The following is a 25,562-nucleotide window of genomic DNA, read 5'->3' as shown; positions in this document are numbered from 1 at the left end:
GGGGACGTCGGACGGGGGCAGATCATGATCATTGTCGGGGTGGACGGCTCGCGGGCGGGGCTCGAGGCCGTCGGGTGGGCCGCCAGGGAGGCCGCGCTGCGCGAGGTGCCATTGACCGTGGTGCACGCCATGCCGGGATGGGCCTGCGAGACGGCGTCCGGCCACTATGCCGCCGTGGCCAAGTGGATGCGCGACGGGGGCGAGATGGCGCTGGCCGCGGCCGAGGACCGGGCGCGCGGCGAACACCCGAAGATCAACATCAGGACGATGCTCCTGCCCGGCGATCCCCGAGCCGCCCTGATCGGGGCCGCGAAGGAGGCCGAGCTGCTGGTCATCGGCAGCCACGGGCTCGGGGGAGTGCGCGGGCTGCTGGTGGGGTCCGTGGCGTACGGGGTGGCCGGGCACGCGCCCTGCGACGTGGTCGTCGTGCGGCAGCTGCCGTCCCTTCCTCGTGGCGAGCTGGTGGCCGGGGTGGACGGCTCGCCGCGGACCCGCCGTCGGGTGCTGGACTTCGCCTTCTCCGAGGCGGAGTTGCGGGGTGTGACCCTGCGGGCCGTACACGCCTGGAGCGGGTTCCAGCCCACGAGCGAGGAGGATGAGCGGGACGGGCGGCTCATCCTGCGCGAGGCGCTGGCCGGACACCGTCAGGACCATCCCGATGTCGAATTGATCGAGGAGGCCGTGCACGGTCACCCCGTGGAGGTGCTGCGTCAGGCCGCTGAGGGCGCCGACCTGCTCGTGGTCGGCTCGCACGGGCACGGCGCGTTCGCCGGCATGGTCATGGGCTCGGTCAGCCAGGCCATGCTGCACCACTCCCCGTGCCCGCTCGCCGTGGTCCGGAACCGGCAGGACGACCCGGGTTGAGTTTCGAGCATTCATGGGTTGATGACGACCGCGCTGCCCAGCGGGACATGTGCCAGGACGCGCAGGGCGGCGGCCGGGACACGGACGCAGCCGTGACTGACCTCCTGCCCGAACACGCTCTCGTCCGGCCAGCCGTGCAGCCCGATCGTGCCGGGGCCGCCGTCGAAAGTCTGGAGGACGGCGGAATGCGAGCCCAGCGCGAGCATGCGCGGGCTGTACGTCGCGTCCTCAGGAGTCAGCGAGGCGAGCAGGAACGTCCGTCCCGTTGGCGTGGGGGTCGACGGGGAGCCGGTGGCGACTTTCCACGTGCCCAGACTGCGATCGGTCTTGAACACCGTGAGTTGATGAGCGGCCAAATCGATGCGTACGTAATAAGGGCTGTAGGCATTCCGCAATCCGCCGCCAGCGGTATAAATCCAGCCCGTCGACAGATTCGGGCGGCTCGGCAGCATAACGCGTACCCATCCCGGCTGCTCTTCCACTATGGGCACCCATACCGGGCCGCCCACTGAAGTGGTCGGCAATATCCCCACCGGTGCGCCGCCGGGGCTGGCATAAACCACCTGTGGTCGCGTGGGATGCGTCACGTGCCCATTTCCCGGCTCGAAAGGAGCGGTGTCTTTCGGCGCGCCGCGCAATCTCGTGTACGTCGTGGAGCGCGTCAGCCGAGCCCGTTGCGCGGCCGACACCGGCAGCGGCGCGATCTGCTGGATCGGGGCGGCATGGGGCGCGGTGGCCGGTGGCGGGGCGGTCGTTCCGCAGGCCGCGGCCAGGGTCATGGCGGCCAATGCCGTGCTCCACGCGATCGGCCGCGCATTGCTGTTCCTGTCCAGTCCCATGCGATCGCGCAAGGCGGCCTCCACTATTTCCGGGGTGAGCAAGGGCAGTTTACGGAGGAGCCTTGAGCGTCTTGGGCCGAGAATTGGGATAAGTCGTTCTATCGGGTGATCTCGGATCTTGGTTGATAAGTGGCAGAGGCTTTGTCGCGCCTTTACCGGTCGATTGTGCGTGGTCGTTGATCTCCCCGAATATCATGCCGAGTTGCTTGCCGTTTCACCTCGCTGCGCGGGTGGAAGCCGGTTGTATCCAGCGCGCTCCCCTATAGAAAAGATTCACTACATGGAAGTAATCTCTGGTCGCGCTTCCCGCCGGTCGCGATGGGTCTCTCTGCTGGCGGGGGCCTTCGTGCTCGTCGTCGCCGGTGCTCTGCTGACCACATGGCCATCCGGCGCAAAGGCGGCCCAGCCGCGGTCCTGCCACCAAAACGAGGACGTCTGCGATAGCCCGGCCACCAGCATCTCGGGCGATCTCGAAGGCATGACCCTCGAACCCGGCGTCTACACGGCCGCGTCCTCGATCGAGCTGACCGGCACGGTCACCCTCGACGCTCAGGGCGATCCCGACGCCGTCTTCATCTTCCAGATCGGCACCGAGTTCTTCACCGGCCCGGACAGCGACGTCGAACTCGTCGGCGGCGCTCAGGACTGCAACGTCTTCTGGGAGGTGGGCAACACGGTGACGACCGGCGCCATGCCCGACGTGACCGTACCGGTGGACGAGGAGGTCGAAGAGGAGGTCAATGAGGATCGGGGGAGGCCCGGGACCGAGACGGCCGTCACGGACGACTGCCCTCTGGCGCATCAGGTCACGCCGCCCGCCCTTCCGCCATGTGCGGAGACTCCGCCGGTGCGGCCGGTACCGACTCCGATAGAGCGGCCGACCCCGGCCCAGCCGGTGAAGCCGACTCCGACGCCGAAGGTGGTTTCTACGCCCCAGGTGGACGCACCTCCGAAGGCGGTGTCGACGCCTCCGACGGTTTCGACTCCCCACACGGTTACGCCGCCGAAGGTGGTTTCGACGCCTCAGACGGTTACGCCGCCGAAGGTGGTTTCGACGCCTCAGACGGTTACGCCGCCGAAGGTAGTTTCGACGCCCAAGACGGTTGCGACGCCTCAGACGGTTGCGACTCCGAAGGTGACGTCGACTCCGACGGCGACCGCGACGTCCACTCCGACGGCGACATCCACCTCCAGGACGAGCACACCCGATCACCACCGTGATCATCACCACCGCGACCGCCACAACTGCGGTCACCACTGCGGGCTCGAACCGGCGCCCGAGCCCGTCCCGGTCGGCTCGCGTCTGCGTGTGGCCGGCTGACGATCCTGTCCGGCTGCCTGTTTCGGGGCGATGCGCGGGATGACCAGCTCGCTGAGGCCATCCCGCACATCGCCGCAGCCGGTCGGCGTCTGTGAGCGCCGAGGTCGGTCGCGCAGAGAGTCATCGCGCGGGGCCAGAGGACGGGCGTCGAGGGGCGAGCATTCAGAAGACGGACGTCAAGGGGCCGGACGTCAAGGGGTGGACGTCAGAGGACGGGCATCCGGAGATGGGCGTCAGGGGATGGGAGTCAGGGGTGGCTCGCCGTTCAGGACCGCGATGATGTTGTCCACGGCGAGGTCCACCATCCGGGCCCGGGTCGCCTCGGTGGCCGAGCCGATGTGCGGGAGGGCCGCCACGCGTTCGTGCTGAATCAGCGGGTCGCCGACGCCGTTGCGCGGCTCGCGGTCGAACACGTCCAGCCCGGCCGAATGGAGCCGCCCGGCCTGCAGGGCGGCGAGGAGCGCGGCCTCGTCGACGACGCCGCCGCGGGCGGTGTTGACGAGGGTCGCGGTGGGTTTCATCATCGCGAGCTCGTCCGCGCCGATGAGACGGCGGGTCTGATCGGTGAGCGGTACGTGCAGAGACACCACATCGCTGGTGCTCAGGAGCTTGGGCAGGGAAACCGCCTGGGAGAGCTCGTCATCGGGTTTACGGGACAAGGTGTGCTGGACGGTCATTCCGAACCCGATCGCCCGGCGGGCGACGGCCTGCCCGATCTCGCCGTAGCCGATGAGACCCAGGGTCGCCCCCGCCACGTCGAGTCCGAGGTAGGCGTCCAGCCGGCTGCCGGTCCACCCGCCGTTCCTGAGACTGTCGGCCGCGGTGACCAGCCGCCGCCGCGCCATCAGGATGAGGGCGAAGGCGGTGTCGGCGGTGGTCTCGTGCAGGACACCCGGGGTGTTGGTGACCACGATGCCGCGCTCCCGCGCGGTGGCGACGTCGGTGCCGTCGTAGCCCGCGCTCGGCAGGGCCAGTACCCGCAGCCGGTCGCCCGCCTCGAGCACCGCGGCGTCGACATGGTCGGAGTTCTGGCACAGCAGCGCGTCCGCGCCGGTGAGGAGGTCGCGCAGCCGCTCGGGCGGCGGCGGCGTGACCTCGGACCACTGGCGTAGCTGGGCGACGCGGCCGAGCCGTTCGAGACCCGTGCCCGGCAATGTCGGCCGGGTGACCACCACGATCGGCGCCGTCGCCTGCATATTGCTCTCTCCTCCCGATGGGGTCCGGCCTGAGCACGGACAACATCCCTCCATCAACATAGATCACCTGGATGTCGACGAAGTCAGGGGGCGGGGGGAGGAGAGTGCGGGCGGACGAGGTTGACGAAGCCAGAGGGCGGGCGGGGGATGAGCGGGCGGGTGAGGAGAGGGCGGGTCAGCGTGGCTCGGTGGCTCCGGTGAAGGGCATGTGCTCGCCTTCCACGTACTTCGGGAACGGCTGGTAGACATTCGCGCCCGGCTGGCCACGCAGCAGCAGCGCCGAGACGAACGGCTGCTCCTCGCTGGTGATCCGGGTCGAGGTCGGGATGTAGCGGATGGTCAGGCCGCAGCGGCGCTTGGGGGAGGTGTTGGCGCTGGAGGCGTGCAGGATGTTCGGGTGGTGCACCTCCACGTCGCCGGGTGACAGCACCAGGTCCACGGCCTGGGACTCGTCCACCGTCACGGCGCTCTCCGAGCCGAGCACGTTGGCGACGTCGTCGCGCTGCCGCAGCTCGTGCAGGGCCTCCTTGTGCGAACCGGGGATCACCCGCATGCAGCCGTTCTCCGGCGTGGACTCGTCGACGGCCAGCCAGAGCGTGATCACCCGCATCGGCTCCAGCGGCCAGTAGGCACCGTCCTGGTGCCAGAGGACCGCCTTGCCGGAGAAGGGCGGCTTGCTGATGTAGTGCGAGGCGAACAGCGCGAGGTCCGGGCCGACAAAGAGCTCGGCGATGTCCAGCAGCCGATCGTCGGAGATCAGCCGCACCCAGAACGGGTCGTCGGCCACCAGTTCGGTGCCCAGGTCCTCGCCGAGCAGTTCGGGGTGCTTGGCCTGGAGCCAGGCGACGTGGTCGCCGGCCTCGGCGATCAGATCGGCGTCGATGACGTTCCGGAAGATCGTGTAGCCGTCGCGGTCGTAGTCCTGAAGGCGGGTTGAGTCCTGAAGAGTGCGGTCGGCTTCCTGGGTCACGATGTTCTCCTGTGCGCGGGAGCGATGGACATCGATCCGGATTCTTCGGCCTCCGCGCCCCGACTTACTAGCACTCGCCGCCCCATAACTATTAATTTCCTGACATGCCGACTGTGCTGCGCTGGGTGGAGTTCGCGTACGGCCTGCCCTACCACGCGGCGCTGGTGCCAGTGAGCGGCGGCCGTCGCGACCGGCCCGAGCCGCACAGTCATGCCGATTTCCATGAGTTCGTCTTCGTGACCGCGGGAGCCGGCGCGCAGCGCGTCGGCGAGGCGGAGATGCCGCTGCGCGCGGGCGACGTGGTGCTGGTCCGGCCGCATGACCGGCACGAATTCGCGGGTACGGCGGCCGACGGGATGCGCTTCATCAACATCGCCTTCCCCAGTTGGCGCTGGCGTGCCTTCGCCGACCTCGCCGGGCTGGCGGGCACGGCGGAATGGGAGCGGCGCGACCTTCCCCTGGCGGCGCGCACCGACCTGGACGGGCCCGTCGCGGCGGAGTTCGCCCGCGTGCTGGCCGCCTATTCCGGCATGCCGCGCGTGCTCGACCTGGTCGGGCTGTGGACGACGGTCGTGCCGCTGCTGGAACGGGCCGACGGCACGGCCGTGGACCGGCGGCCGGGCTGGCTGGTGGCGGCCTGCGTGGCGATGAGCCGCGAGGAGAACCTGCGCGACGGGCTGCCCCGGCTGCTCGCGATGGCCGCGGTCAGTCCGGGGCATCTGGCCCGTTCCATGCGTACGCACTACGGGTGCACGCCGATCGCGTTCGTCTCCGCGCGCCGCCTGGAGCACGCCGCGCTGCTGCTCACCACGACGACCGAGGGCATCGGCCAGATCGCCCAGCGCTGCGGTTTCTCCGGCCAGTCGTACTTCGGCAGGCTCTTTCACCAGAAATACGGCCTGGCGCCCCGCGACTATCGGGAGGCCACCCGGCGGGCGGTGGTTCCGGCGGCCCTGGACACCCCACACATCAAGTGATTAGATGACTTCACTTGGGCGAAGGACGCATGGTGCGGCCGCCCGATCCACCTCCGGCGGACACGAGCACGCCCTCCCACTCGACGCCCACGTACGAGACACCCCCCAAGATCGAACAGGAGGCCGGGCATGATCCGGTCGCGTTTACTGTGCATGGCCGCCATCTGCGCCGTCGTCACCCCGCTCGCCCTCACGGGCTGTTCCTCCAGCGGTGACACGGCGAAGGAAGCGGGCAAGACCGAGCTGAAGCTCTACAACGACAAGGGCGCCTGGAGTAAGTACTTCGACCAGATGGGTGCCCTGTCCAAGCAGCAGATCGGGCTGTCGATGAAGCCGGTCGGCTACACCGACGAGCCGACGTACCAGGCGTTCATCAAGGCGTCCTTCCGCACCAACGTCAAGCCCGACCTGTTCACCTGGACGACCGGCGGCGGGCTGGCCGAGGTCGTCGCCCAGAAGCAGCTGGCCGAGACGACCGCCCTCTGGCAGGAGGCCATCAAGAACGGCGACCTGTCGGCGGACCTGGCGAAGTACTACACCGTGGGCGGGAAGCAGTACTGCGTGCCGCTGAACGCCGCCTACTGGGGGATGTTCTACAACAAGAAGGTCTTCGACAAGTACGGTCTCAAGCCCCCCACCACCTGGGACGAGCTGATCAAGATCGCCGACACGATGAAGAAGAACGGCGTGCCCGCGTTCTACCACACCTCGGTGCTGTTCTCCTTCGTCTGGTTCGAGCAGCTGCTCGCCGGCACCGATCCCGACCTGTACGACCGCCTCTCCACCGGCCAGGCGAAGTACACCGATCCCGGTGTGGTCGAGGTCATGAAGCGGTGGAAGTCGATGATCGACGCCGGATACTTCAACAACGCCGGCGACAAGACCGACCCGGGTGACGTACTCAAGACCGGCAAGACCGCGATGGTGTCGTTCGGTACGTGGTTCAACACGAGCATGACGCAGCGCGATCTGAAGGCCGGCACCGACTACGGCTACTTCACGATCCCGAACGTCAACCCCGCGCTGCCCAAGACCTCGATGATCTTCGAGAGCGGCCCGCTCTGCTCGCTGGCCAAGGCGCCCGACCCCGAGGCCAGCACGAAGTACCTCAAGTGGTGGGTGACGCCGGCCGCGCAGGAGAAGTGGGCGACCGCCAGGGGAGACGTCTCGGCCAACCCCAAGGTCACCATCACCGACCAGGCGATCGCGGAGGTCAGCAAGGCGGCGGGCAGCGGACAGTATCGCCTGGTCAACCGCTACTTCGAGGCCACGCCGCCGCCCGTGCTCACGGCCGCGCTGGACGGCTTCGGCGCCTTCCTCGTCAAGCCGGACAGCTACCAGAAGGTCCTTGAGGACATCCAGGGCGCCGCCGACGAGTACTGGAGCAGTCACCAGCCCGGCAGCTGAGATTCGAGGGCGCACCGGCACCTGTACGAATTCTGTACGCCGCGCTTGCAGGCTGATCAACAGCGGGTGCCGCGTGCGGCCTCCACTCCTTGCGATGCCCCCCGGAACTGTTCTTGAGGAGAAACCTGTGCAGGTCCGACTCCGTCGTTCGGCCGCGCTGCTAGCCGGTGCGCTCATCCCCCTCTCGCTGCTCACCGGCCAACCGGCCGGAGCCGCGTCCGCCGATCCCATGACCGACGCCTTCGCCCGCGCGGCCACCACGTACGAGGTGCCCCGCGACCTGCTGGTGTCCCTCGCCTACTCCGAAACCCACCTGGACGGTCACCGCGGCCAGCCCAGCGCGTCCGGCGGCTACGGCGTGATGCACCTGGTCAGCAACCCCGTCACGCACACCCTTGAGCGGGCGGCCACGCTGACGAAGCAGCCCGTCTCGGCCCTGAAGGCGGACGCCGCGGCCAACATCACGGGCGGCGCCGCCGTGCTGCGCGCCTACGCCGACGAGCTGGGGCTGGACGCCAAGGCCCGCAAGGACGCCGCCAAGTGGTACCAGGCGGTGGCCAAGTACGGCGGCGCCTCCTCGCCGGAGGTCGCCCGCCTGTACGCCGACACCGTCTACGACCTGATGGCCCAGGGGATCCGCGCCACCACCCCGGAGGGCGAGGCCGTCACGGCGGCGCCGCGGGTCGTCGAGCCCGAGCGTGGTTCCTACGCCAAGGCGCAGGAGCTGGGCAAGACCAACACGCTCGCGGCGGCGGTCGACTACCCGGGGGCGACGTGGGCGGCGGCGCACAGCTCCAACTACGCCGTCTCCAACCGCCCGACCAGCGACGCGATCGACCGCATCGTCATCCACGTGACCCAGGGCTCCTACGCCGGGACGATCGACTGGTTCCAGACCGGGCCGCGGCCGAACCCCACGTCGGCGCACTACGTCATCCGTTCGTCGGACGGCGCCATCACCCAGATGGTCAGGGAGAAGGACCGGGCCTTCCACGCCGGTGACTACAACCGGCGCTCGGTGGGCATCGAGCACGAGGGATTCGTCGACAACGCCTCCTGGTTCACCGACGCGATGTACCGCTCCTCGGCGGCGCTGACCCGCAACATCGCCGACCGGTACGGCATCCCGAAGGACCGGGCGCACATCCTCGGCCACAGCGAGGTGCCCGGGGCCGACCACACCGACCCGGGTCCGAACTGGAACTGGACCACGTACATGAACTACGTCACCGGCGGCAGCGGCCCCACCAACCCGCACACCGCCGAATCGGTCTGCGGCACCGGGTTCAAGGTGATCGACTCGGCGGCGCTGGGCACGGCGGGCACCGTCTACCTGACGTACAACTCGACCACCGGCTACAACTGCGTGGCCACGATCAAGAAGACCCAGCTCGGTACGGCCTCGGCCACCAGCGCCTACCTGGAGGTGGAGGGCCAGACGCGCATCACCGACAGCGGTAACTTCGCCTACTACGCGGGTCCGGTACGCGCCAACGCGGCCGACAAGTGCGTCAGATGGGGCGGCAAGGCCGGCGCGTCCACCTACGACAGCCCGTCCGAGCACTGCGGATAGCCGGAACGTCCCGGCCTCGACGCGCGATGCGCCGGGGGTAGCCGGAAACAGAAACAGCGGGGCCCCGACGAATCGTCGTCGGGGCCTTCGCCATGTCAGATGATCACTGGGCCGGAGTGGGGCGCCGCCGGTTCCAGGAGTCGAGGATGTGCGTGCGCATCGCCGCGGCCGCGGCCTCGGGGTCGCCGGCCGAGATCGCGTCGCTGATCGCCTGGTGCTCGTCCAGCGTCTGGCGCATGACCTCCTCGTTGTACTGGCCGTGGTAGCGCATGCTGGTGCGGGCCTTGTCGTGGATGCTGTTGACGATGGCGCGGCCGAGCCGGTTGCGGGAGGCCGCCATGATCACGTCGTGGAAGCGGACGTCGGCGGCGCCGAAATCGGGGGGAGAGGCGACGTTCGACCGCATGACGCCCAGCGCCTCGGCGATGCGTTGATCGTCGTCGGAGGTGCGGGCCAGCGCCGCGGCGGCGGCCATCTCGGCTTCGAGCGCGGTGCGTACGGTGACCAGCTCGTCGAGGAAGGCCGCGGTCTCGTCGTGCGCGATCACTGAGGTGAGCACGACGTCGTCGAGGAGGTTCCACTGCCTCGGCTCGGTGACCTGGGTGCCGCGACCGTGCTCGATCCGGACCAGGCCCTTCTCCTGGATCACCTTGACCGACTCGCGGATCACCGTGCGGCTGACGCCGAACTCCTCGCACAGGTCGGCCTCGGGCGGCAGCGTCGCACCCGGGCGCAGCGTGCCGCGGATGATGTCGTCGACCAGTTGCTCGACCACCGTGGTGCCCAGCTTGGGGGCCCGGGTGCGGCGGGGTCGTTTCGCGGGCGGTTGGGGCCGCACCGCGTCGTCCGTCCACGGACCCTCCGCGTGCTGAGTCAACGTGCCCTCCCTTGATCACGACAGCGCCTTGAGTATAGGCCATTGTGTAGATGTCATTCGTATGATGTCATATCTCGAAACATGCCGTTAACGGAGGCACTATGAGACGACGCAGTCATGCCGCGTACCGCCGTGCGGTGCCTGCGGCCACCGCCGCCGCGGCGGTTCTTCTCGCCGTCGCGGCCTGCGGTCCCCCCAACCCCACGGCTTCGTCGAAGCCGACCGGCGCCGCCTCCCAGTACGGGTTCAGCACGGCCGAGCAGAAGGACGGCAAGCTCGTGGTCTGGGTGGACTCCACCCGGCTCGACGCCGCGAAGGCGTACCAGACGGCGCACCCCGGCGTGCCGCTGGACATCGTCACCTACGACGGCAACGCCAACGGCTCCAACACCCTCAAGACCAAGGTGCAGCTGTTCAACCGGGCCGGCGAGGGCTGGCCGGACGTCGTGTTCACCACCGACAACAACACCGCCTCCTGGGCCTCGCAGGGCGACGACGCCTTCGTCGCCCCGCTCAACAAGGGCCTGCTCGACGACGCCACGCTGAGCGGCTTCGCCAAGGGCGCGCTCGACGTGTGCGCCATCGACGGCACGGTCTACTGCCTGCGCAACGACCTGGCCCAGGTGGTGCTCTGGTACAACAAGAAGCTGCTCGACAAGTTCGGCTACACGTTGCCCAAGACGTGGGAGGAATACACCGCGCTGGGCGAGAAGGTGGCCGCCGAGCACCCGGGATACATCATCGGCACGGCCGGTGACGCGTGGGCGCCGGAGATCTACATGTGGGGCGGCGAGTGCCCGGCCAACCAGGTCACCGGCGCCAAGGCGATCACCGTCAAGGCGACGGACGCCAAGTGCGTACGGACCGCGCGGATGCTGGACAAGCTCGTGGCGAACAAGACGATGTCCATGTTGCCGCTGTTCGGCCCCGACTTCGTCAAGAACCAGGGCGACAAGGTGCTCATGCTGCCCGGCCCGGCCTGGTACGGCGGGGCGGTGTTCCAGGGGACGATCAAGACCCCGAAGGGCGAGCTCGCGGTCGGCGACGCGCTGCACTGGGCGGACCAGACCCAGCCGGTGACCGGCAACGTCGGCGGCGGCACCTGGTGGCTGTCGCGGCACACCGCGCACCTGAAGGCGGCCAAGGACTTCATCAGCTGGGTCGCCACCGCCGACGAGTACCAGGTCGCCCTCTCGCCGGGCTATCCCGCCTTCTCGGCCGCCGCGACGAAGTGGATCAAGAAGCAGCAGGACAGCGGCTACTACGCGGGCGACATCGCCGCCCCGATCGCCGCCGCGGCCGGACAGGTCTGGTCCGGCTGGGGCTCGCCCGAGTTCAGCCAGGAGGCGATCTGGGCCAAGACCGTCATTCCCGGCCAGACCGCCGGTAAGACCATCGAGTCGCTGCTGCCGGACTGGCAGACGGCGATCGAGCAGCAGGCCCAGGTGTCCGGATACCAGGTCACCAAGTGAGCGTTACGCACGTGCGGAGTCGTTCCTGGCGGCCTGCCGCCGGGCACGTCTTCGTCTCCGGGTACGTGGTGCTCCTGGTGGCGTTCGGCATCGCGCCCACGGTGTACGCGCTCAATCTGGCGTTCACCGATGGCGAGGGGCGCTTCGCCGGCATCTCCAACTTCCTGCGTACCGCCCAGGACTACCGGTTCGTGGCCGCTCTCGGGCATGTGGCGACCTACCTCGTGCTGTGGCTGGTCACCCTGACCGTGCTCGTCCTGCTGCTCGCGCTGGTGGTGCACCGGCTCGCCTCGCGCTGGTCACGGGCCGCGCTGCGGTTCGTCTACTACGTGCCGGGCGCGCTGGCCGGCGCGTCGAGCGTGCTGCTGTGGCTGTTCATGCTGGACCCCTCCGTGAGCCCGGTCGACGGCCTTGTCCGCTCGCTGTGGGGCGACACGTTCGTGCAGGTGATCGCGCCGGGACATCTGCCGTGGATCTTCACGATCATCGCCTTCTGGACCGGCGCGGGCGGCTGGATCACGGTCATGTACGGCGCGCTGAACAGCATCCCGTACACGGTGATCGAGGCGGCGCGGGTGGACGGCGCCGGGCCGGTGAAGACGGCGCTGCGGGTGCAACTGCCGATGCTGCGCAAGTGGATCGTCTACATGCTCATCCTGTCCCTCGCCGCGGGCACGCAGCTCTTCGTCGAGCCGCAGCTCGTCTCGCAGGCCGGGTTCGGGGTGGTCGGGACCGACTACTCGCTCAACCAGCTCGCCTACCTGTACGCCTTCGACCAGAACGACTTCAACGGCTCGGCGGCGATCGCGATCGACCTGCTCATCGTGGCGCTGTGCTGCGCCGGGCTGTTCGTCGCGCGGGGAGGTCTCTTCGATGCGGACTGATCAACGGCCCGGCGTCATCCGGCTGGTCGGCCGGGGGCTGATCGCCGCGCTGCTGCTGGCCTTCGCGCTGTTCTTCGTCCTGCCGATGGTGTGGCTGCTGCTCGCCTCGACCAAGAGCCCGGCCGACCTGATCCACGCCAACCCGCTGTCACCGGGCTCGATCGGCTCGCTCGTCACGAACTGGCAGCACCTCATGTCCTTCCAGGACGGGGCGGTGCTGACGTGGATGACGAACTCCGTCGTCTACTCGGCGCTCTCGGTGGCGCTGACCCTGCTGGTCGGCATCCCGGCCGGCTACGCGATGGCGCTCATGCGGTTCGGCGGACGTCGCCTGCTGCTCATCGTCACCCTGGTGGTGATGCTGATGCCGGCCACCGCCCTGGTGCTGCCGATCTTCCTGGAGCTCAGCTATCTCGGGCTGATCAACAAGACGGCCTCGGTCGTGCTGCCGATGTCGTTCTTCCCCTTCGGCGTGTACCTGACCTACATCTACTTCTCCACCAGCGTCCCCGGCGACCTGCTGGACGCGGCCCGGCTCGACGGTTGCGGCGAGACCGCGACCTTCTTCCGGGTTGCGCTCCCGCTGGCCAAACCGGTCGTCGCGCTGGTCGCCTTCTTCAGCTTCGTCAACAACTGGAACAACTTCTTCCTGCCGTACGTGATGCTGCCGAACAGCGGCAACTACCCCATGCAGGTCGGCCTGACGCAGATGCTGGCCGCGACCCCCACCTTCAACCCCGTCGTCGGCGCCAACGCCGAGGTGCAGCCGCCCGAACTGGTGCTGGCCACCCTGATCTCCATCGCGCCGGTGTTGCTGGTGTTCCTGTTCTCTCAGCGCTTCCTGGTCGCCGGGCTGACCGCCGGCGCGACCAAGGGATGAGGAGTACACACCCTATGACCGACAGCTCCGCCCGGCGCCCGCCCGTTGTCACGGCGAGCGTCCCCGTCATCGAGCCCCCGGCCTGGGCGCTGTCCCAGCGCGCGCTGTTCGACCTGCTGGACAGCGGGTGGCGGCTGTTCTCCTCCCGCTACACCCGGCCCGACGGCTCGCTGCGTTACTCCGGCCGGTTGTCCAGCCGTGATGGCGCGGACGACTTCTTCGAGCCGTTCTTCAACTGGCCGCAGCTCTACCTGCTGGGTGGCGCGGACGACCTGCTCCCGGCGTGCGCCCACCACTGGGAGGGTGTGGTGGCCCAGATGACCGAGCTCGGCATGTTCGCCGAGGAGTTCGAGATCGGCTACGACTGGTTCCACCAGGGCGAGAGCCTGCTCTTCACCTACTTCCTCACCGCCGCCGACCCGGCGGCCTGGGCGGAGCGGGCGACCCGGTTCGCCGACCTCTATCTCGGTCCGGCCAATTACGACCCGGACCACCACATCATCAAGGCCCCGCACAACGGCAGCGGGGGAGCCCGCGACGGGGTGTCCGACACGCCCGCCTATCCCTGGACCGAGGCCGAGGCCGCGCAGTACGGCTACCCGCTGGACTGGCTGGTTCCGGCCGACGCGCCGGTGCCGCCGCTCGCCGACGACCCGCGGCTGGGCGCGGAGATGCGCGAGCGTATGGGCCGGGGCGACGCGGTCGGCAACCTGAGCGTGGCCGGCCTGGTCTGCAACGCCTTCCTGGTCTCCGGCGACGAGCGATACACCGGCTGGCTGCGCGAGTACGTCGGCGCCTGGCAGCGCCGGGCCCAGGACAACGGCGGGATCGTCCCGGACAACGTCGGCCTGGACGGTGTGGTCGGCAGCCAACTGGACGGGCGCTGGTACGGCGGTCACTACGGCTGGACCTGGCCGCACGGCATGTACAGCGTCGGCCAGGCGACGGCCGTCGGCGCGCTCAGCGCCGCGCTGGCCACGCGGGACGACGGCTACCTCGACCTGCTCCGGTCGCTCCTGGACGCGATCATCGGCCTGGGCGTCCAGCTGCCCTTCAGCCAGAGCGACTCGGCCAACCAGGGCCGCTGGCGCGCTCATCTCGGCTCGGACGTGGACACCGCCACCCTGCTCGTGCCCTACCGGCACAGCGACAAAGGCTGGTTCGACTACAACCCGATCCAGACCTCGGTCCCGTTCGCGCTCTGGCACCACACCGGCGCGGCCGAGGACCGGGCCCGCCTGGACGCGCTGCGCGCCGCGGCCGGTTATGACTGGGCGACCATACGGCCGTTCCGCGACAAGGAGGAGGCCGGGCACGAGGAGCCGTGGTACGCCTACCTGTGCGGCGACAACCCGGACTACCCCCAGCAAATCCTCGCCGCCGCGCACGCCCAGGCCCGGCGCCGCATAGCGCTGCTGCTCGCCAACGCCGACCGGGACCTGCCGGAGGAGGCGATCCACCTGTGGCAGAACGTCAACCCGGTGGTGACCGAGGCGCTGGCCCAGACGATGTGGGGCGGCCCGCAGGTCATCTACAACGGCGGCCTGCAGCAGGCCAGGGTCCGCTACTTCGACGCCGAACGCCGCCGCCCCGGCGTGCCGGAGCAGGTCGCCGCGCTGGTCAGCGCCATCGAGCCGGAGGCCACCGTGGTCACGCTGGTCAACCTCTCGGCCACCGACGACCGGGTGCTCATCGTGCAGGCGGGGGCGTTCGGCGAGCACGAGATCGCCACCGCCGTCGCGACCGGGGCCGAGCCCGGCTGGACCGGCCGCGACGCCGAGTACATCCACCACCAGCCGGTGCCGTCCGCCACCGAGCTCACCGTCGGCGGCCCGCACCTCACGGTGGAACTACCGGCCGGCACCACCGTCACGCTGACCCTGCGGCTGCGGCTGCACGCTTACCAGCCGTCGTACCGGCAGCCGTGGGACTGAGCCTTCCCGCCCTGCGGCCTTCCGCGACCGGGTCAGCCGTACGGCCAGGAGGGCGAGGGCGGCCACGGGGAGCGCCAGGTAGATCAGGCCGGCCAGCCATTGCCCGGCCGCCACGCCCGGCGCGCCGCGCGGGGTCACCTGCGCGAACCAGTCCTGGGCCAGCACCGGCCCGTACAGGAGGAGCAGGCCGACCACCACCTGCGTCGCGACGACGGCCGCGAGCAGCCGCGTGCGATCGCGCCGCGCGATCGTCTGGGGCAGCGGGTCGACCCCGGCCAGCACCCAGCAGCACAGCAGCCCGGTACTGAAGAACAGGCCCTGGGTGAGCAGGTGGACCGCCTGGTTGGTGACCGACCAGGCCAGCCACTCGGTGCCGTAGAGGACGAGGACCGGCAGGACGTAGCTGGCCAGGAGGGTCATCGGATGAGTGAGTTGCCTGGTCAGGGGGCTGTTCAGGATGGCGGAGGTGACGTCGCCGTACTGTGAGCGGGATGTGATGGCCCGCGCGGTCAGCGTCAGCGGCGCCCCGAAGGCCAGCAGCAGCGGGCCGACGACGTTGAGCACCGTGTACTGCAGCGCGTGCGCCGACGGCATCGCCCGCGCGTAGGCGCTCACGCCGCCGGCGAGCACCAATGCCAGCACCGCCACCCCGGCGAACCAGGAGATCGTCCGGCCCACCGGCCACGGCACGCCGGCGCGGGCGAGCCTGCGCAGCCCGGCCAGATAGCCGATGACCGGAAGCGCCAGGGCGAGCAGGACCAGCGGGTTCGGCCGGAACTCGGTGATCAGGTGGCCGATCGAATAGGGCGCCAGGTTGTAGCCCAGGAGGTCGTCATGGCTGCCGGTGGTCGGCGGCGCGGAGCGCGACAGGCCGACGGCCAGGCCCATGGCCGCCGCCATCACCACGATCTCGCCGGTGGCCAGCCGGACGAAGGTGCCGCGCTTGGAGCGTTCGGCGATCCCGGCGACGGTACGGCGGCGGTGCATCCACCCGATGACGCCCAAGGCCACCAGCGCCGTCACCTTGGCCAGGACGAGCGTGCCGTACCTCGTCGTCCACAACTGCGGCACCGAGTCCAGCCGGACCCAGGCGCCGGCCACACCGGACACGGTCACCGCGACGAAGCAGCACAGGGCCAGCGTGCTGAATCTGGCGACGACGCCGGCCAGCCGGTCCGAGCGGCGGAAGTGGATCAGCACGGCCACCAGGCCGCCGACCCACACGGCTGCCGCGAGCAGGTGTGTCATCAGCGCGGAGACCGCGACGTCGTGGTCTCCGGCCGAGGCGGCGTGACCGACGTAGGCGGGCGGCAGCAGGCCGAACGCGGCGGCCACGAGCAGGGCGACCGCCCACCGGGGCCGCCGGCCGTCCCGTACCCGTGAGGAGCCGAGCACCACGACCGTGGCCGTGCACGTCACCACGAGCATGGCCTGCGTCTGGGGGAGGGCGGTGCCGAAGTTCAGCAGGGTGAAGTCGCCGAACACCTGGCTCGCCGGGAGGCTGAGGATGTTCGCGAGCGTCAGCAGGTAGGTCAGCAGCGCGCAGACCGCCCAGCCCAGTGCCCAGCCGCCCGCCGCGCGTACGCAGGCGCTCGCCTCCGGCGCGTCGCGCCGGACCAGGACAACCCCGGCGACCAGGGTCCCCACCGTGCCGACGGAGCACACCTCCAGCGCCAGCCGCGCCAGCGGCACTCCCCAGACGGTCAGCGGATCGGGTGTCGGCAGTCCCTTGATCGGCGGCGGCGTTCCGCCTCCGCCGACCCATAACGCGCCTACCAGCGCCAGGACGCCGACCGCGACGGCTACACCGGCGTATAACAGCGCCCGACGCCCGGATGACAGCACCAGCGTCCTCCTTTGTCGGGGGGCGTCCCTCTGTTGGGTAAGCGTCCCCCTATGGACGGGTACGTCCGCGTACCTGCGGCGGTTCGATGGCCGCAGGGGCGGATTTATCGCTTTATTCTTCCGCGAAGCTCGGCGCCGGTGTCGGCGATCGCGGTGATCGCCGCGGTTTCCGCGGCGGGTTCCGCGGCGGCGGCCGGGCCGGGCAGGACGGGCTTGAAGGCGTAGACCAGGGCGGCGGTGGCGATGGCGCCGGTGTTCAGCGCCAGAGCCCGGTCGTTGATGTTCGTCGTGGTGTCGCAGGCCTTGTGGTAGCACGCGTCGTACGGCTGGCCGGCCGTACCACCGAACAGGGCCGCCTCCTGGGCCGTCTTGATGCCCTCACCTCCGGTGAACAGGCCGCCGGAGGCGATGCCGGCCGCGATGAACGGCCCGTAGTCGGAGCGGCCGTCGAAGTCGGTCCCGTTGTGGCCCTGGTGCAGCAGGTCGTAGTAGCTCTCGAACAGCTTCTCGATCTCGGCCGAGCCGGGCGGACCGGCGGGCTCGCCTGTGGCGTCGGAGTCGTCACCGTCGTAGATCTTGAGGGCGTAGTTCGGCGAGGCGATCATGTCGTAGTTGAGGTAGAGCTTGATCCGGCTCCGCCGGGCGGGCGTCAGGTGCTCCACGTAGAACTTCGAGCCCAGCAGGCCCAGCTCCTCCGCGCTCCACCAGGCGAAGCGGAGCCTGTTCCGGGTGGGGATCTTGCCGAGCGCCTCGGCGACGGCCAGGAGCGCGGCGCTGCCCGAGCCGTTGTCGTTGATGCCCGGCCCCTCCAGGACGGAGTCCAGATGCGCCCCGGACATGACCACCTTGTTCGGGTCGCCCCACGGGGAGTCGGCGATCACGTTGGAGGTGGTGCGTACCTCGCTGATCGTGTCGGTCTTGAGGTGGACCGTCGCCCCCGTGGCGAGCTCCTGGCCGACCGCGAAGGAGGCGCCGACGACCGGGATGGAGACCGGTTCGCCGAGGTTGCCCTGCGGAGTCGCGGTACGGCCCGGCTGGCCCTCGTTGAAGATGATCGCGGCCACGGCGCCCGCCGCCTGGGCGTTCCGCGTCTTGACCAGGAAGGTGCAGGTGCCGCGCTGCAACAGCGCGATCTTGCCCGGCGTGAACCCGGCGAAGTCGGCGGCCTCGCAGCCGGAGGTGGAGGTGCTCGGCGTCGGGCCGGGCGGCAGGACCAGGTCGACGTTCTGCAGGGCCGCGATGACGGCGCCGCGCCCGGAGTAGCTCATCGTGGCGAACTCGCCGAGGCCGGAGCCGTCGGGCGGGGTGGGGGCGTAGACCTTGTGCGCCGGGGCGACCCGCTCCATCAGCGCGGTGGATCTCTCCTGGTAGAAGGGGAAGTCGAACGGCTGAACGGTCACCTGGTAACCGGCGGCCCTGAGCTTGGCGGCCACGTAGTCACGCGACGCGTCGTGGCCGCGGGTGCCCGCCGCGCGGGTGCCGTGGTAGATGTTGGCGACGGCCTGCAACGCCCGCAGGTGCTCCTTGACCGCCGTGAGGGCCCCGAAGCCGATCAGCCTCCCCTCGGCAGGGCCGGGGGCGGTGTCGGCGTGGGCGGCGACAGGGGTGAGGGTGAGTGCCGCGACCACGGTGAGGGCGCGGTAGACACCCCCGCGCATGACGGTACGCATAGGGCTCCTCTAACTGGCGGTGGGTGTAGTGCGATCCGGACACCATCAGCCGGGAAGAACCTGGCGACCGCCAGTCAGATGATCACTCCATTCTAGGAGCCGCCCCCGCGAATACCGGACACCCTCCGGCAGCCAGGCATGTCGTGGCGCTGTCCGAGGTGGCCGCGCCTGTTGCTTTATCCGAGGTAGCCGCCCATGGTGCGGAAGTAGTCGGTGGCCGCGTGCTCGGCGCCGTCCGGTGTCCGCAGCCGTTTGACCACCAGCCCGCGCCGCTGCCCCGTCCGCGCGTCCGCGCCGGCGACGATGACCACGCCGTCCCCCTCCCGGATGAAGATCCGTCCGGGGGTGCCTCCGTAGCGGGCCTGCGACACCGCGGCCGAGACGATCTGGATCCGCTCGCCGCGATGGTGGGTGAACGCGTTCGGGTACGGGTCGGACTGGGCACGGACCAGCCGCTCCAGGTCCTCCGCCGGCCAGGACCAGTCGATCCGGCCGTCCTCGACCGACCGCTTGTGGAAGAAGCTGGCCTGGGTACGGTCCTGGGGGACCCAGCGCGCCCGGCCGGAGGCGATCAGGTCCAGCGACTCCCGCACGAGCGGCTCGATCAGGTCCACCGTCCGGTGGAAGAGGTCGGTCGTGGTGTCGTCGTCCTTCACGGGTACGGCCCGTTGCAGCAGGATGTCGCCCGCGTCCAGTTCGGCGTTCATGCGGTGCGCGGTGACGCCGACCTCCCGCTCGCCGTTGATCAGGGCCCAGATCAGCGGGGAGAAGCCCGCGTACGCCGGAAGCAGCGAATCATGGATGTTGAGCGTGCCGTGCGGCGGCAGGTCGAAGATCTCCGGCGGCAGCCAGGTCCGCCAGTTGTTGGCGACGATGATGTCCGGCGCGGCGTCCCGGAGCGCCTGGAGGAGGCCGGCGTCGTCGGGCCGGTTGCGCAGCAGCACCGGCACGTCATGCCGCTCCGCGAGCTCCGCGACCGAGTCGTCCCAGATCTTCTCGTAGGCGTGCTCGCTCTTGGGATGGGTGACGGCGAGGACCACGTCGTGGCCGGAGTCGAGCAGGGCGCGTAATGTCCGATGGCCCCACGTCTGGTACCCGAACATGACCACTCGCATGATCGATCCTCTCTGCCATGATTCTTGAAAGGTTAGCCTTACCTTATCTACTATTGCCCCGATAAGGGAGGCGATGCCGCGGTGGAGACCCTGCCGAGTGGTCCGGACACGATCTACGACATCCTGGGAGTCGGATTCGGGCCATCCAACCTGGCGCTGGCCATAGCCGTCGACGAGCACAACGCGCGGGTCCCGGAAGCGGACCGGCTGCGCGCCGGGTTCCTGGAGAAGCAGGCCGCCTTCGGCTGGCATCGGGGCATGCTGCTCGACGACGCCACCATGCAGGTGTCGTTCCTGAAGGACCTGGTCACCATGCGGGACCCGGCGAGCGACTTCAGCTTCCTGTGCTACCTGAAGGAGCGCGGCAGGCTGGTGGACTTCCTCAACCACAAGACGCTGTTCCCGTTACGGATCGACTTCCACGGCTACTTCGAGTGGGCCGCGGACCGGATGCGGGAGATGGTCGAGTACTCCGCCGAGGTCCTGTCCATCGAGCCGGTCGTCACGGAGGACGGCGAGGTCCCCCTGTTCGACGTGACCAGCCGCGACCCCGGCGACCCGGACCGCGTCATCGTCCGCCGGACCCGCAACATCTGCGTCGCCACCGGCCTGGAACCCCACCTGCCGCCGGACGCCGCCCTGTCCGACCGCGTGTGGCACAACAGCGAGCTGATCCCGCGCGTGGCCGCCCTCACCGAGGCCGGCGTCCCGGTACGCCGGATCCTGGTGCTCGGAGCCGGGCAGAGCGCGGCGGAGACGGCCGACTATCTCCACCGGACCTTCACCGGCGCCGAGGTGTGCGCGGTGTTCGCGAAGTACGGCTACACCCCGGCCGACGACAGCCCCTTCGCGAACCGGATCTTCGACCCCGAAGCCGTCGACACCTTCTTCCAGGCTCCGCCCTCGGTCAAGCAGGCGCTCCACGACTATCACCGGGGCACCAACTACTCGGTGGTCGACATGGACCTCATCGAGTCCCTGTACGCGACCATGTACCGCGAGAAGGTCCAGGGCAACGAACGCCTGCGCATCCTCAAGGTCTCCCGCATCAGGGACGTCAGCGTCAACGGCGACCGCCTGGACGTCACGGTGGAGTTCCTGCCCACCGGCGAGCGGGAGGTGCTGGCCACGGACATCCTCGTGCACGCCACCGGCTACCGCCCCCAGGACATCGGCGCCGTGCTCGGCGAGACGGCCAAGCTCTGCCTGCGCGACGAGGAGGACGAGGTCCGGATCGGCCGCGACTACCGCGTCGAGGTGCCCTGGCACGTGTCGGCCGGCATCTACGTACAGGGGGCCAGCGAGCACACGCACGGCATCACCTCAACCCTGCTGTCCACCACGGCCGTACGCGCCGGCGAGATCCGCGACTCGCTGCTCGCCAACCGCGCGCGAGCCACGAGCTAGTGGTATCCCTGCGCCCACACTCGCCGACTTCGCCCAAGCGGACGGAGCGGCAGCCGACCGGCGGCGTCGCCGCGACGAACGCGGGCCGCAGCGCCTGGCTGGCGATGTGCGTGGTGCTGCTGGCCGTCGCCTGCGTCCTGAGCATCGTCATCGGCACCAAGAACATCGCCCCGGACACGGTCTGGAACGCCTTCGCCCACTTCACCAACACCGACGACCAGGTGCTCGTACGCGAGCTGCGCGTCCCCCGGACCGCGCTGGGCCTGCTCGTCGGCGCGGCGCTGGGCATCGCGGGCGCGCTCCTCCAAGCCGTGACCCGCAACCCGCTGGCCGACACCCAGATCCTCGGCGTCAACGCGGGCGCGGGCCTGTTCGTGGTCTTCGCGATCGGGGTGCTGGGGCTCACCGGGATCTGGTCGTACGTGTGGTTCGCCTTCCTCGGCAGCGCCGTCGCGATGGTCCTGGTGTACGCGCTGGGCTCGGCGGGCAGCAGGGGCGCGACGCCGATCCAGCTGACGCTCGCCGGTGTGGCGCTGGGCGCGGTCATGGAGGGCGTCTCGGGCGGGATCCGGCTGCTGAAGCCGCGGGCGTTCGACTACCTGCGGTTCTGGGACGTAGGCACGCTGGCGGGCAGGCCGCTGTCGATCGCGGGGGCCGTGGCGCCGTTCGTCGCGGCGGGGCTGGTCCTGGCACTGGCCGTCGCGCGCTCCCTCAACGCCATCGCGCTCGGGGACGATCTCGCCCGGTCCTTGGGCACGAACATCGCGCGGGCGCGGGCGCTGTCCATGGTCGCGGTGACCCTGCTGGCCGGCGCGGCCACCGCGGCCGTGGGCCCGATCGGGTTCGTGGGCCTGATGGTGCCGCACGCCGTCCGCTGGATCGTCGGCCCGGACCAGCGGTGGATCTTCGCGTACACGATGGTGTGCGCGCCGGTTCTCATGCTCGCCGCCGACGTCGTCGGCCGGGTGGTCATCCGGCCGGCGGAGCTGCAGGTGGGGATCGTGACGGCGTTCGTGGGCGGGCCGGTGCTGATCTGGCTGATCCGCCGCAGAACGGTGAGCGGCCAGTGACCGGCCCGACGGGTTCCGGTCTGGACTCGGGATCTGGTCTGGACTTCGGCCGGCGGGTCGTGGTCGTGCGTGGGGCGTCGGTGTCGCTGCGGTTCGGGGTGCGGACGGCGGTCATCTGCGGCGTGCTGGGTCTGGCGGCCCTCGCGGTGGGCGTGTTAGCCCTCGGCACCGGCGAGTTCGAGGTGCCCGTCGGGGAGGTGGTCCGCGTCCTGCTCGGCGGCGAGCCAGGTCCCGCCCGGCTGGTGATCATGGAATGGCGGCTGCCACGAGTACTGCTGTCCCTGCTCATCGGGATGGCCCTGGGGCTGAGCGGTGCCGTGTTCCAGTCGTTGATGCGCAATCCCCTGGGCAGCCCCGACGTGATCGGCTTCAACACCGGCGCCTACACCGGAGTGCTGGTCACGATGATGTTCGTCGGCCGCGACTACTACCAGACGGCCGCGGGCGCGCTGGCGGGCGGCCTGCTCGCCGCCGCCGCGGTCTACCTGCTGGCCTACCGGAAGGGCGTCCAGGGGTTCCGGCTGATCATCGTGGGGATCGCGGTCAGCGCGATCCTCGGCGCGGCCAACCAGTGGTTCGTCATCAAGGTGAACCTGCAGACCGCCGTCGCCGCCGCGATCTGGGGACAGGGCAGCCTGAACACCCTGACCTGGGACCAGGTCCTGCCCGTGGCCGTCTCGGTCGCGCTGCCGACCGCGCTCCTGGTGGCCCTCGGGCCGCGCCTGTCCCTGCTGGCCATGGGGGACGACGCCGCCGCGGCACTCGGCGTACGGACGGAGCGGTCGCGCCTGGCGTACCTCGTCATCGGGGTCGCGCTGACGGCGGTGGCGACGGCCGCCGCCGGGCCGATCTCGTTCGTCGCGCTCGCCGTCCCGCAGCTGGCCCGCCTGCTGACGCGTACGGCCGGCATCGCGCTGATGCCGTCCGCGGTCACGGGCGCGTTGCTGCTGGCCACGAGCGACTGGCTCGCTCAGCGGGCCTTCGCCCCCACCCAGCTGCCGGTCGGCATCGTCACGGTGTCGCTGGGCGGCGTCTACTTCGCCTGGCTGCTGGCCAGGCAGGCGCGCAGCCGATGAGGAGAGCCATCGTCGCCGTGGCGCGGGGCGACCCGTAGACGCACACGCCGCTGGTCATCCCGCGCTCCCATCCATCCACCCCGATGCCGAGGAGGCACAGTGTCCGACAACCCCTTCGACGACGAGAACGGCACCTTCTACGTCCTGGTGAACGACGAGGAACAGCACTCCCTGTGGCCCACCTTCAAGGAGGTGCCCGGCGGCTGGCGAATCGTCTTCGGCGAAGGCGGCCAGAGCAAGCGGCAGGCGTGCCTCGACTACGTCGACGCGAACTGGACGGACCTGCGTCCCAAGAGCCTGCGTGAGAGCATGGCCCGCGCGTCGGCCCAGGTGAACGACAGCTGAACGCGTCAGCCACGGCGCGGCCCCGGACGGGGTGGCGCGTTCTCCTGCGTACGGTGACCCGCAACCGGCGGCGGCTGGGCCTGGGAACCGCTCTCATCAGCCTCCACCAGGTGTGCGAGTCACTCGTACCGATTTTCATCGGGGTCATCGTCGACCGGGCCATCGGCCCCGGCGACGGTGGCGCCCTCGTGCTCTGGGTGGCGGCCCTGGCGGTGCTGTTCGTCGTGCTGACGACGGTGTACCGGTTCGGCGCCCGGCAGCTCATGCTCGCCATCGCGGTGGAGGCCCACACCCTCCGGGTCGAGGTGGCGGAGAAGATCATGCATCCGCGCGGCATCCGTACCGACCGGCGCGCCGGCGACCTGCTCACCGTCTCGACCACCGACACCGACAACACCTCGTACCTGCTGGACTACGTGCCGCGCGTCGCCGGCGCGGTGACGGCGACGGTGGTGAGCGCCGTCGCGCTGCTCGTGATCGACTGGCGGCTCGGGCTGGCCGTCCTCGTCGGGACGCCCGTGGTGCTCCTCGCGCTGCAGGCGGGCACGCCGCTGATCACCAAGCGGGTGACCGAGCAGCAGGAACGCGCGGCGGAGGCCACGTCACTGGCGACCGACCTGGTCAGCGGACTGCGTCCGCTGCGCGGCCTCGGCGCCGAGGCCGCGGCCGCCCAGCGCTATCGGGAGGTCAGCGGGCGTTCCCTGCGAGCCGTCGTGCGGGCGGCCCGCACGCAGGGCGTGTACGTGGCCGCCTCGACGACCTGCGGCGCGCTGCTGGCCTGCGGCATCGCGATCCTGGCCGGGTGGTTCGCGCTGACCGGGCGGATCAGCGCCGGGGAGCTGATCACCGTGATCGGGCTCGCCCAGTTCCTGATGGAACCGATCGGGCTGCTCGCCATCGTCCCGAGCTGGGTGGCGGAGGCGCGAGCGTCGGCCGAGCGCGTGGCCGTCATCCTGAACGCGGCCCCACTGGTACCCGACGGCACCGAGCCACTCGACCACGGGGCGTCCGGCGACAGGGCGTCCGGCAACGGAGCGCCCGGTCTGGAGGTGCGCGCCCTCAGATACGGCACCCTCGACGGGGTGGACCTGCTCGTGCGTCCCGGCGAGTTCGTGGGTGTTGCGGCACACCGCTCCGCCGACGGAGAGGCGCTGGTCAAGGTCCTCTCGGGGCGGGTGGCGCCGGAGGAGTACGACGGCCGGGTCCTGGTCGGCGGTCGGGAACTGGCCCGGATACGGCTGGCGCACGCCCGCCGGACGATGCTGGTGGAACCCCATCAGACGGACCTGTTCACCGGCACAATCCGCGACAACCTCACCGTCGGCGCACTGGCGGCGGGCTCGGCCGGTCCGGCTCTGTTGGCTGAGGTCCTGGCTGCCTCGGCTGCCGAGCAGGTGCTCTCCGCCCATCCCGACGGTCTGGAGCACCTGGTCACCGAGCGGGGTGTCAGTCTGTCGGGTGGGCAGCGGCAGCGGGTCGCGCTCGCCCGGGCGCTGCTGGCCCGCCCGCCGATCCTCGTGCTGCACGACCCGACGACGGCCGTGGACGCCGTCACCGAACACGCGATCGCCCAGGGCGTACGAGCGCTGCGGCACGCGCAGGCCCCAGGGCAGGCCCCCGAGCAGGGCGTACAGGCTCCGTGGCACCCGCGCGGCGAGGCAGGGCCGTTCACCACCGTCGTGGTCACGAGCAGTCCCGCGATGCTGGCCGCGACGGACCGGGTCGTCGTCATCGACGGCGGCCGGGTGGTCGCCGAGGGGAGCCACGCCGAGCTGGCCGCGACCGACAGCGACTACAACCGGGCGGTATTGAGATGACCCGAGCAGACGAGGCCGGTGCT

At 70.2% G+C, this 25,562-nt stretch carries 21 protein-coding genes; 14 read left to right on the top strand and 7 right to left on the bottom strand.

From position 1 onward, the window contains the following. Positions 1 to 24: 24 nt before the first annotated feature. Positions 25 to 864 carry a universal stress protein gene (locus ACGFJ2_RS18055; RefSeq protein ID WP_357952221.1) on the top strand — a complete coding sequence of 280 codons (840 nt, stop codon included), beginning with the start codon at positions 25 to 27 and terminating at the stop codon, positions 862 to 864. Between the two features lie 11 nt (positions 865 to 875). Here the strand turns inward: ACGFJ2_RS18055 and ACGFJ2_RS18050 are convergent, their stop codons facing one another. Continuing rightward, positions 876 to 1,715: a L,D-transpeptidase gene (locus tag ACGFJ2_RS18050; protein WP_393469481.1), complete on the bottom strand. Its 840-nt coding sequence runs from the start codon at positions 1,713 to 1,715 to the stop codon at positions 876 to 878. A 334-nt stretch (positions 1,716 to 2,049) separates the two neighbouring features. On the opposite strand from ACGFJ2_RS18050, the gene ACGFJ2_RS18045 reads away from it, so the two are divergent. Then, positions 2,050 to 3,024, top strand: a complete 975-nt coding sequence (locus tag ACGFJ2_RS18045; protein WP_393469478.1) for an ice-binding family protein — start codon at positions 2,050 to 2,052, stop codon at positions 3,022 to 3,024. Positions 3,025 to 3,257: 233 nt separating this feature from the next. Here the strand turns inward: ACGFJ2_RS18045 and ACGFJ2_RS18040 are convergent, their stop codons facing one another. After that, positions 3,258 to 4,220 (bottom strand): D-glycerate dehydrogenase, encoded by a 963-nt coding sequence (locus ACGFJ2_RS18040; protein WP_357952224.1) that lies wholly within the window; start codon positions 4,218 to 4,220, stop codon positions 3,258 to 3,260. Positions 4,221 to 4,395: 175 nt separating this feature from the next. Continuing rightward, positions 4,396 to 5,190, bottom strand: a complete 795-nt coding sequence (locus tag ACGFJ2_RS18035; RefSeq protein ID WP_393469475.1) for a phytanoyl-CoA dioxygenase family protein — start codon at positions 5,188 to 5,190, stop codon at positions 4,396 to 4,398. Between the two features lie 104 nt (positions 5,191 to 5,294). On the opposite strand from ACGFJ2_RS18035, the gene ACGFJ2_RS18030 reads away from it, so the two are divergent. The 3 genes from ACGFJ2_RS18030 to ACGFJ2_RS18020 all read left to right on the top strand — a co-directional run bounded on the left by ACGFJ2_RS18030 (position 5,295) and on the right by ACGFJ2_RS18020 (position 9,147). Further along, positions 5,295 to 6,167 carry an AraC family transcriptional regulator gene (locus tag ACGFJ2_RS18030; protein WP_393469473.1) on the top strand — a complete coding sequence of 291 codons (873 nt, stop codon included), beginning with the start codon at positions 5,295 to 5,297 and terminating at the stop codon, positions 6,165 to 6,167. Between the two features lie 129 nt (positions 6,168 to 6,296). After that, complete coding sequence (locus ACGFJ2_RS18025; RefSeq protein ID WP_393469470.1) at positions 6,297 to 7,574, top strand: ABC transporter substrate-binding protein; 1,278 nt, start codon at positions 6,297 to 6,299, stop codon at positions 7,572 to 7,574. A gap of 127 nt (positions 7,575 to 7,701) precedes the next feature. Next, the gene (locus ACGFJ2_RS18020; RefSeq protein WP_358173733.1) at positions 7,702 to 9,147 is read left to right on the top strand and encodes a peptidoglycan recognition family protein; all 1,446 of its coding nucleotides are present in this window, start codon (positions 7,702 to 7,704) and stop codon (positions 9,145 to 9,147) included. 103 nt (positions 9,148 to 9,250) lie between these two features. On the opposite strand, the gene ACGFJ2_RS18015 is transcribed toward ACGFJ2_RS18020, so the two are convergent. Then, on the bottom strand, positions 9,251 to 10,024 hold the full coding sequence (locus ACGFJ2_RS18015) for a FadR/GntR family transcriptional regulator (protein WP_393469467.1): 774 nt from the start codon (positions 10,022 to 10,024) through the stop codon (positions 9,251 to 9,253). Between the two features lie 101 nt (positions 10,025 to 10,125). Between ACGFJ2_RS18015 and ACGFJ2_RS18010 the strand changes: the two genes are divergently transcribed. The 4 genes from ACGFJ2_RS18010 to ACGFJ2_RS17995 are packed head-to-tail and all read left to right on the top strand — an operon-like array spanning position 10,126 to position 15,194. Beyond that, entirely contained in the window at positions 10,126 to 11,496 is a 1,371-nt protein-coding gene (locus ACGFJ2_RS18010; protein WP_358173731.1) for an extracellular solute-binding protein, read from the top strand. A gap of 11 nt (positions 11,497 to 11,507) precedes the next feature. Then, a complete protein-coding gene (locus ACGFJ2_RS18005; protein ID WP_357952231.1) occupies positions 11,508 to 12,380 on the top strand; it encodes a sugar ABC transporter permease in 873 nt (290 codons plus the stop codon). After that, positions 12,370 to 13,260, top strand: a complete 891-nt coding sequence (locus ACGFJ2_RS18000; RefSeq protein WP_357952232.1) for a carbohydrate ABC transporter permease — start codon at positions 12,370 to 12,372, stop codon at positions 13,258 to 13,260. The genes ACGFJ2_RS18005 and ACGFJ2_RS18000 overlap by 11 nt, the downstream gene beginning before the upstream one ends. 14 nt (positions 13,261 to 13,274) lie before the next feature. Then, positions 13,275 to 15,194 (top strand): hypothetical protein, encoded by a 1,920-nt coding sequence (locus tag ACGFJ2_RS17995; RefSeq protein ID WP_393469462.1) that lies wholly within the window; start codon positions 13,275 to 13,277, stop codon positions 15,192 to 15,194. On the opposite strand, the gene ACGFJ2_RS17990 is transcribed toward ACGFJ2_RS17995, so the two are convergent. From ACGFJ2_RS17990 to ACGFJ2_RS17980, 3 genes are all read right to left on the bottom strand, one after another. Then, complete coding sequence (locus ACGFJ2_RS17990; protein ID WP_393469459.1) at positions 15,111 to 17,039, bottom strand: cytochrome c oxidase assembly protein; 1,929 nt, start codon at positions 17,037 to 17,039, stop codon at positions 15,111 to 15,113. The two genes, ACGFJ2_RS17995 and ACGFJ2_RS17990, sit on opposite strands and share 84 nt — an antisense overlap. A 104-nt stretch (positions 17,040 to 17,143) precedes the next feature. Then, positions 17,144 to 18,709, bottom strand: a complete 1,566-nt coding sequence (locus tag ACGFJ2_RS17985; protein WP_393469456.1) for a M28 family peptidase — start codon at positions 18,707 to 18,709, stop codon at positions 17,144 to 17,146. A gap of 176 nt (positions 18,710 to 18,885) precedes the next feature. Continuing rightward, the gene (locus tag ACGFJ2_RS17980; protein ID WP_357952236.1) at positions 18,886 to 19,824 is read right to left on the bottom strand and encodes a methionyl-tRNA formyltransferase; all 939 of its coding nucleotides are present in this window, start codon (positions 19,822 to 19,824) and stop codon (positions 18,886 to 18,888) included. Positions 19,825 to 19,905: 81 nt separating this feature from the next. On the opposite strand from ACGFJ2_RS17980, the gene ACGFJ2_RS17975 reads away from it, so the two are divergent. From ACGFJ2_RS17975 to ACGFJ2_RS17955, 5 genes are all read left to right on the top strand, one after another. Next, positions 19,906 to 21,231, top strand: coding sequence for a lysine N(6)-hydroxylase/L-ornithine N(5)-oxygenase family protein (locus ACGFJ2_RS17975; protein ID WP_393469453.1), 1,326 nt, complete (start codon positions 19,906 to 19,908; stop codon positions 21,229 to 21,231). After that, positions 21,231 to 22,301, top strand: a complete 1,071-nt coding sequence (locus tag ACGFJ2_RS17970) for a FecCD family ABC transporter permease (RefSeq protein WP_393469450.1) — start codon at positions 21,231 to 21,233, stop codon at positions 22,299 to 22,301. Before ACGFJ2_RS17975 ends, ACGFJ2_RS17970 begins: the two co-directional genes overlap by 1 nt. After that, positions 22,298 to 23,377 (top strand): FecCD family ABC transporter permease, encoded by a 1,080-nt coding sequence (locus ACGFJ2_RS17965; protein WP_393469447.1) that lies wholly within the window; start codon positions 22,298 to 22,300, stop codon positions 23,375 to 23,377. The genes ACGFJ2_RS17970 and ACGFJ2_RS17965 overlap by 4 nt, the downstream gene beginning before the upstream one ends. 99 nt (positions 23,378 to 23,476) lie before the next feature. Next, positions 23,477 to 23,722 (top strand): MbtH family protein, encoded by a 246-nt coding sequence (locus ACGFJ2_RS17960; RefSeq protein WP_357952240.1) that lies wholly within the window; start codon positions 23,477 to 23,479, stop codon positions 23,720 to 23,722. A gap of 53 nt (positions 23,723 to 23,775) precedes the next feature. Further along, positions 23,776 to 25,539: an ABC transporter ATP-binding protein gene (locus ACGFJ2_RS17955; protein ID WP_393469444.1), complete on the top strand. Its 1,764-nt coding sequence runs from the start codon at positions 23,776 to 23,778 to the stop codon at positions 25,537 to 25,539. The last annotated feature ends 23 nt before the right edge of the window (positions 25,540 to 25,562 follow it).

The organism is Nonomuraea sp. NPDC049028, assembly GCF_043197735.1.
GTDB lineage: Bacteria > Actinomycetota > Actinomycetes > Streptosporangiales > Streptosporangiaceae > Nonomuraea.
Note: the sequence above shows the minus strand (reverse complement) of the source record. Positions and strands in the feature narration are given on the sequence as shown.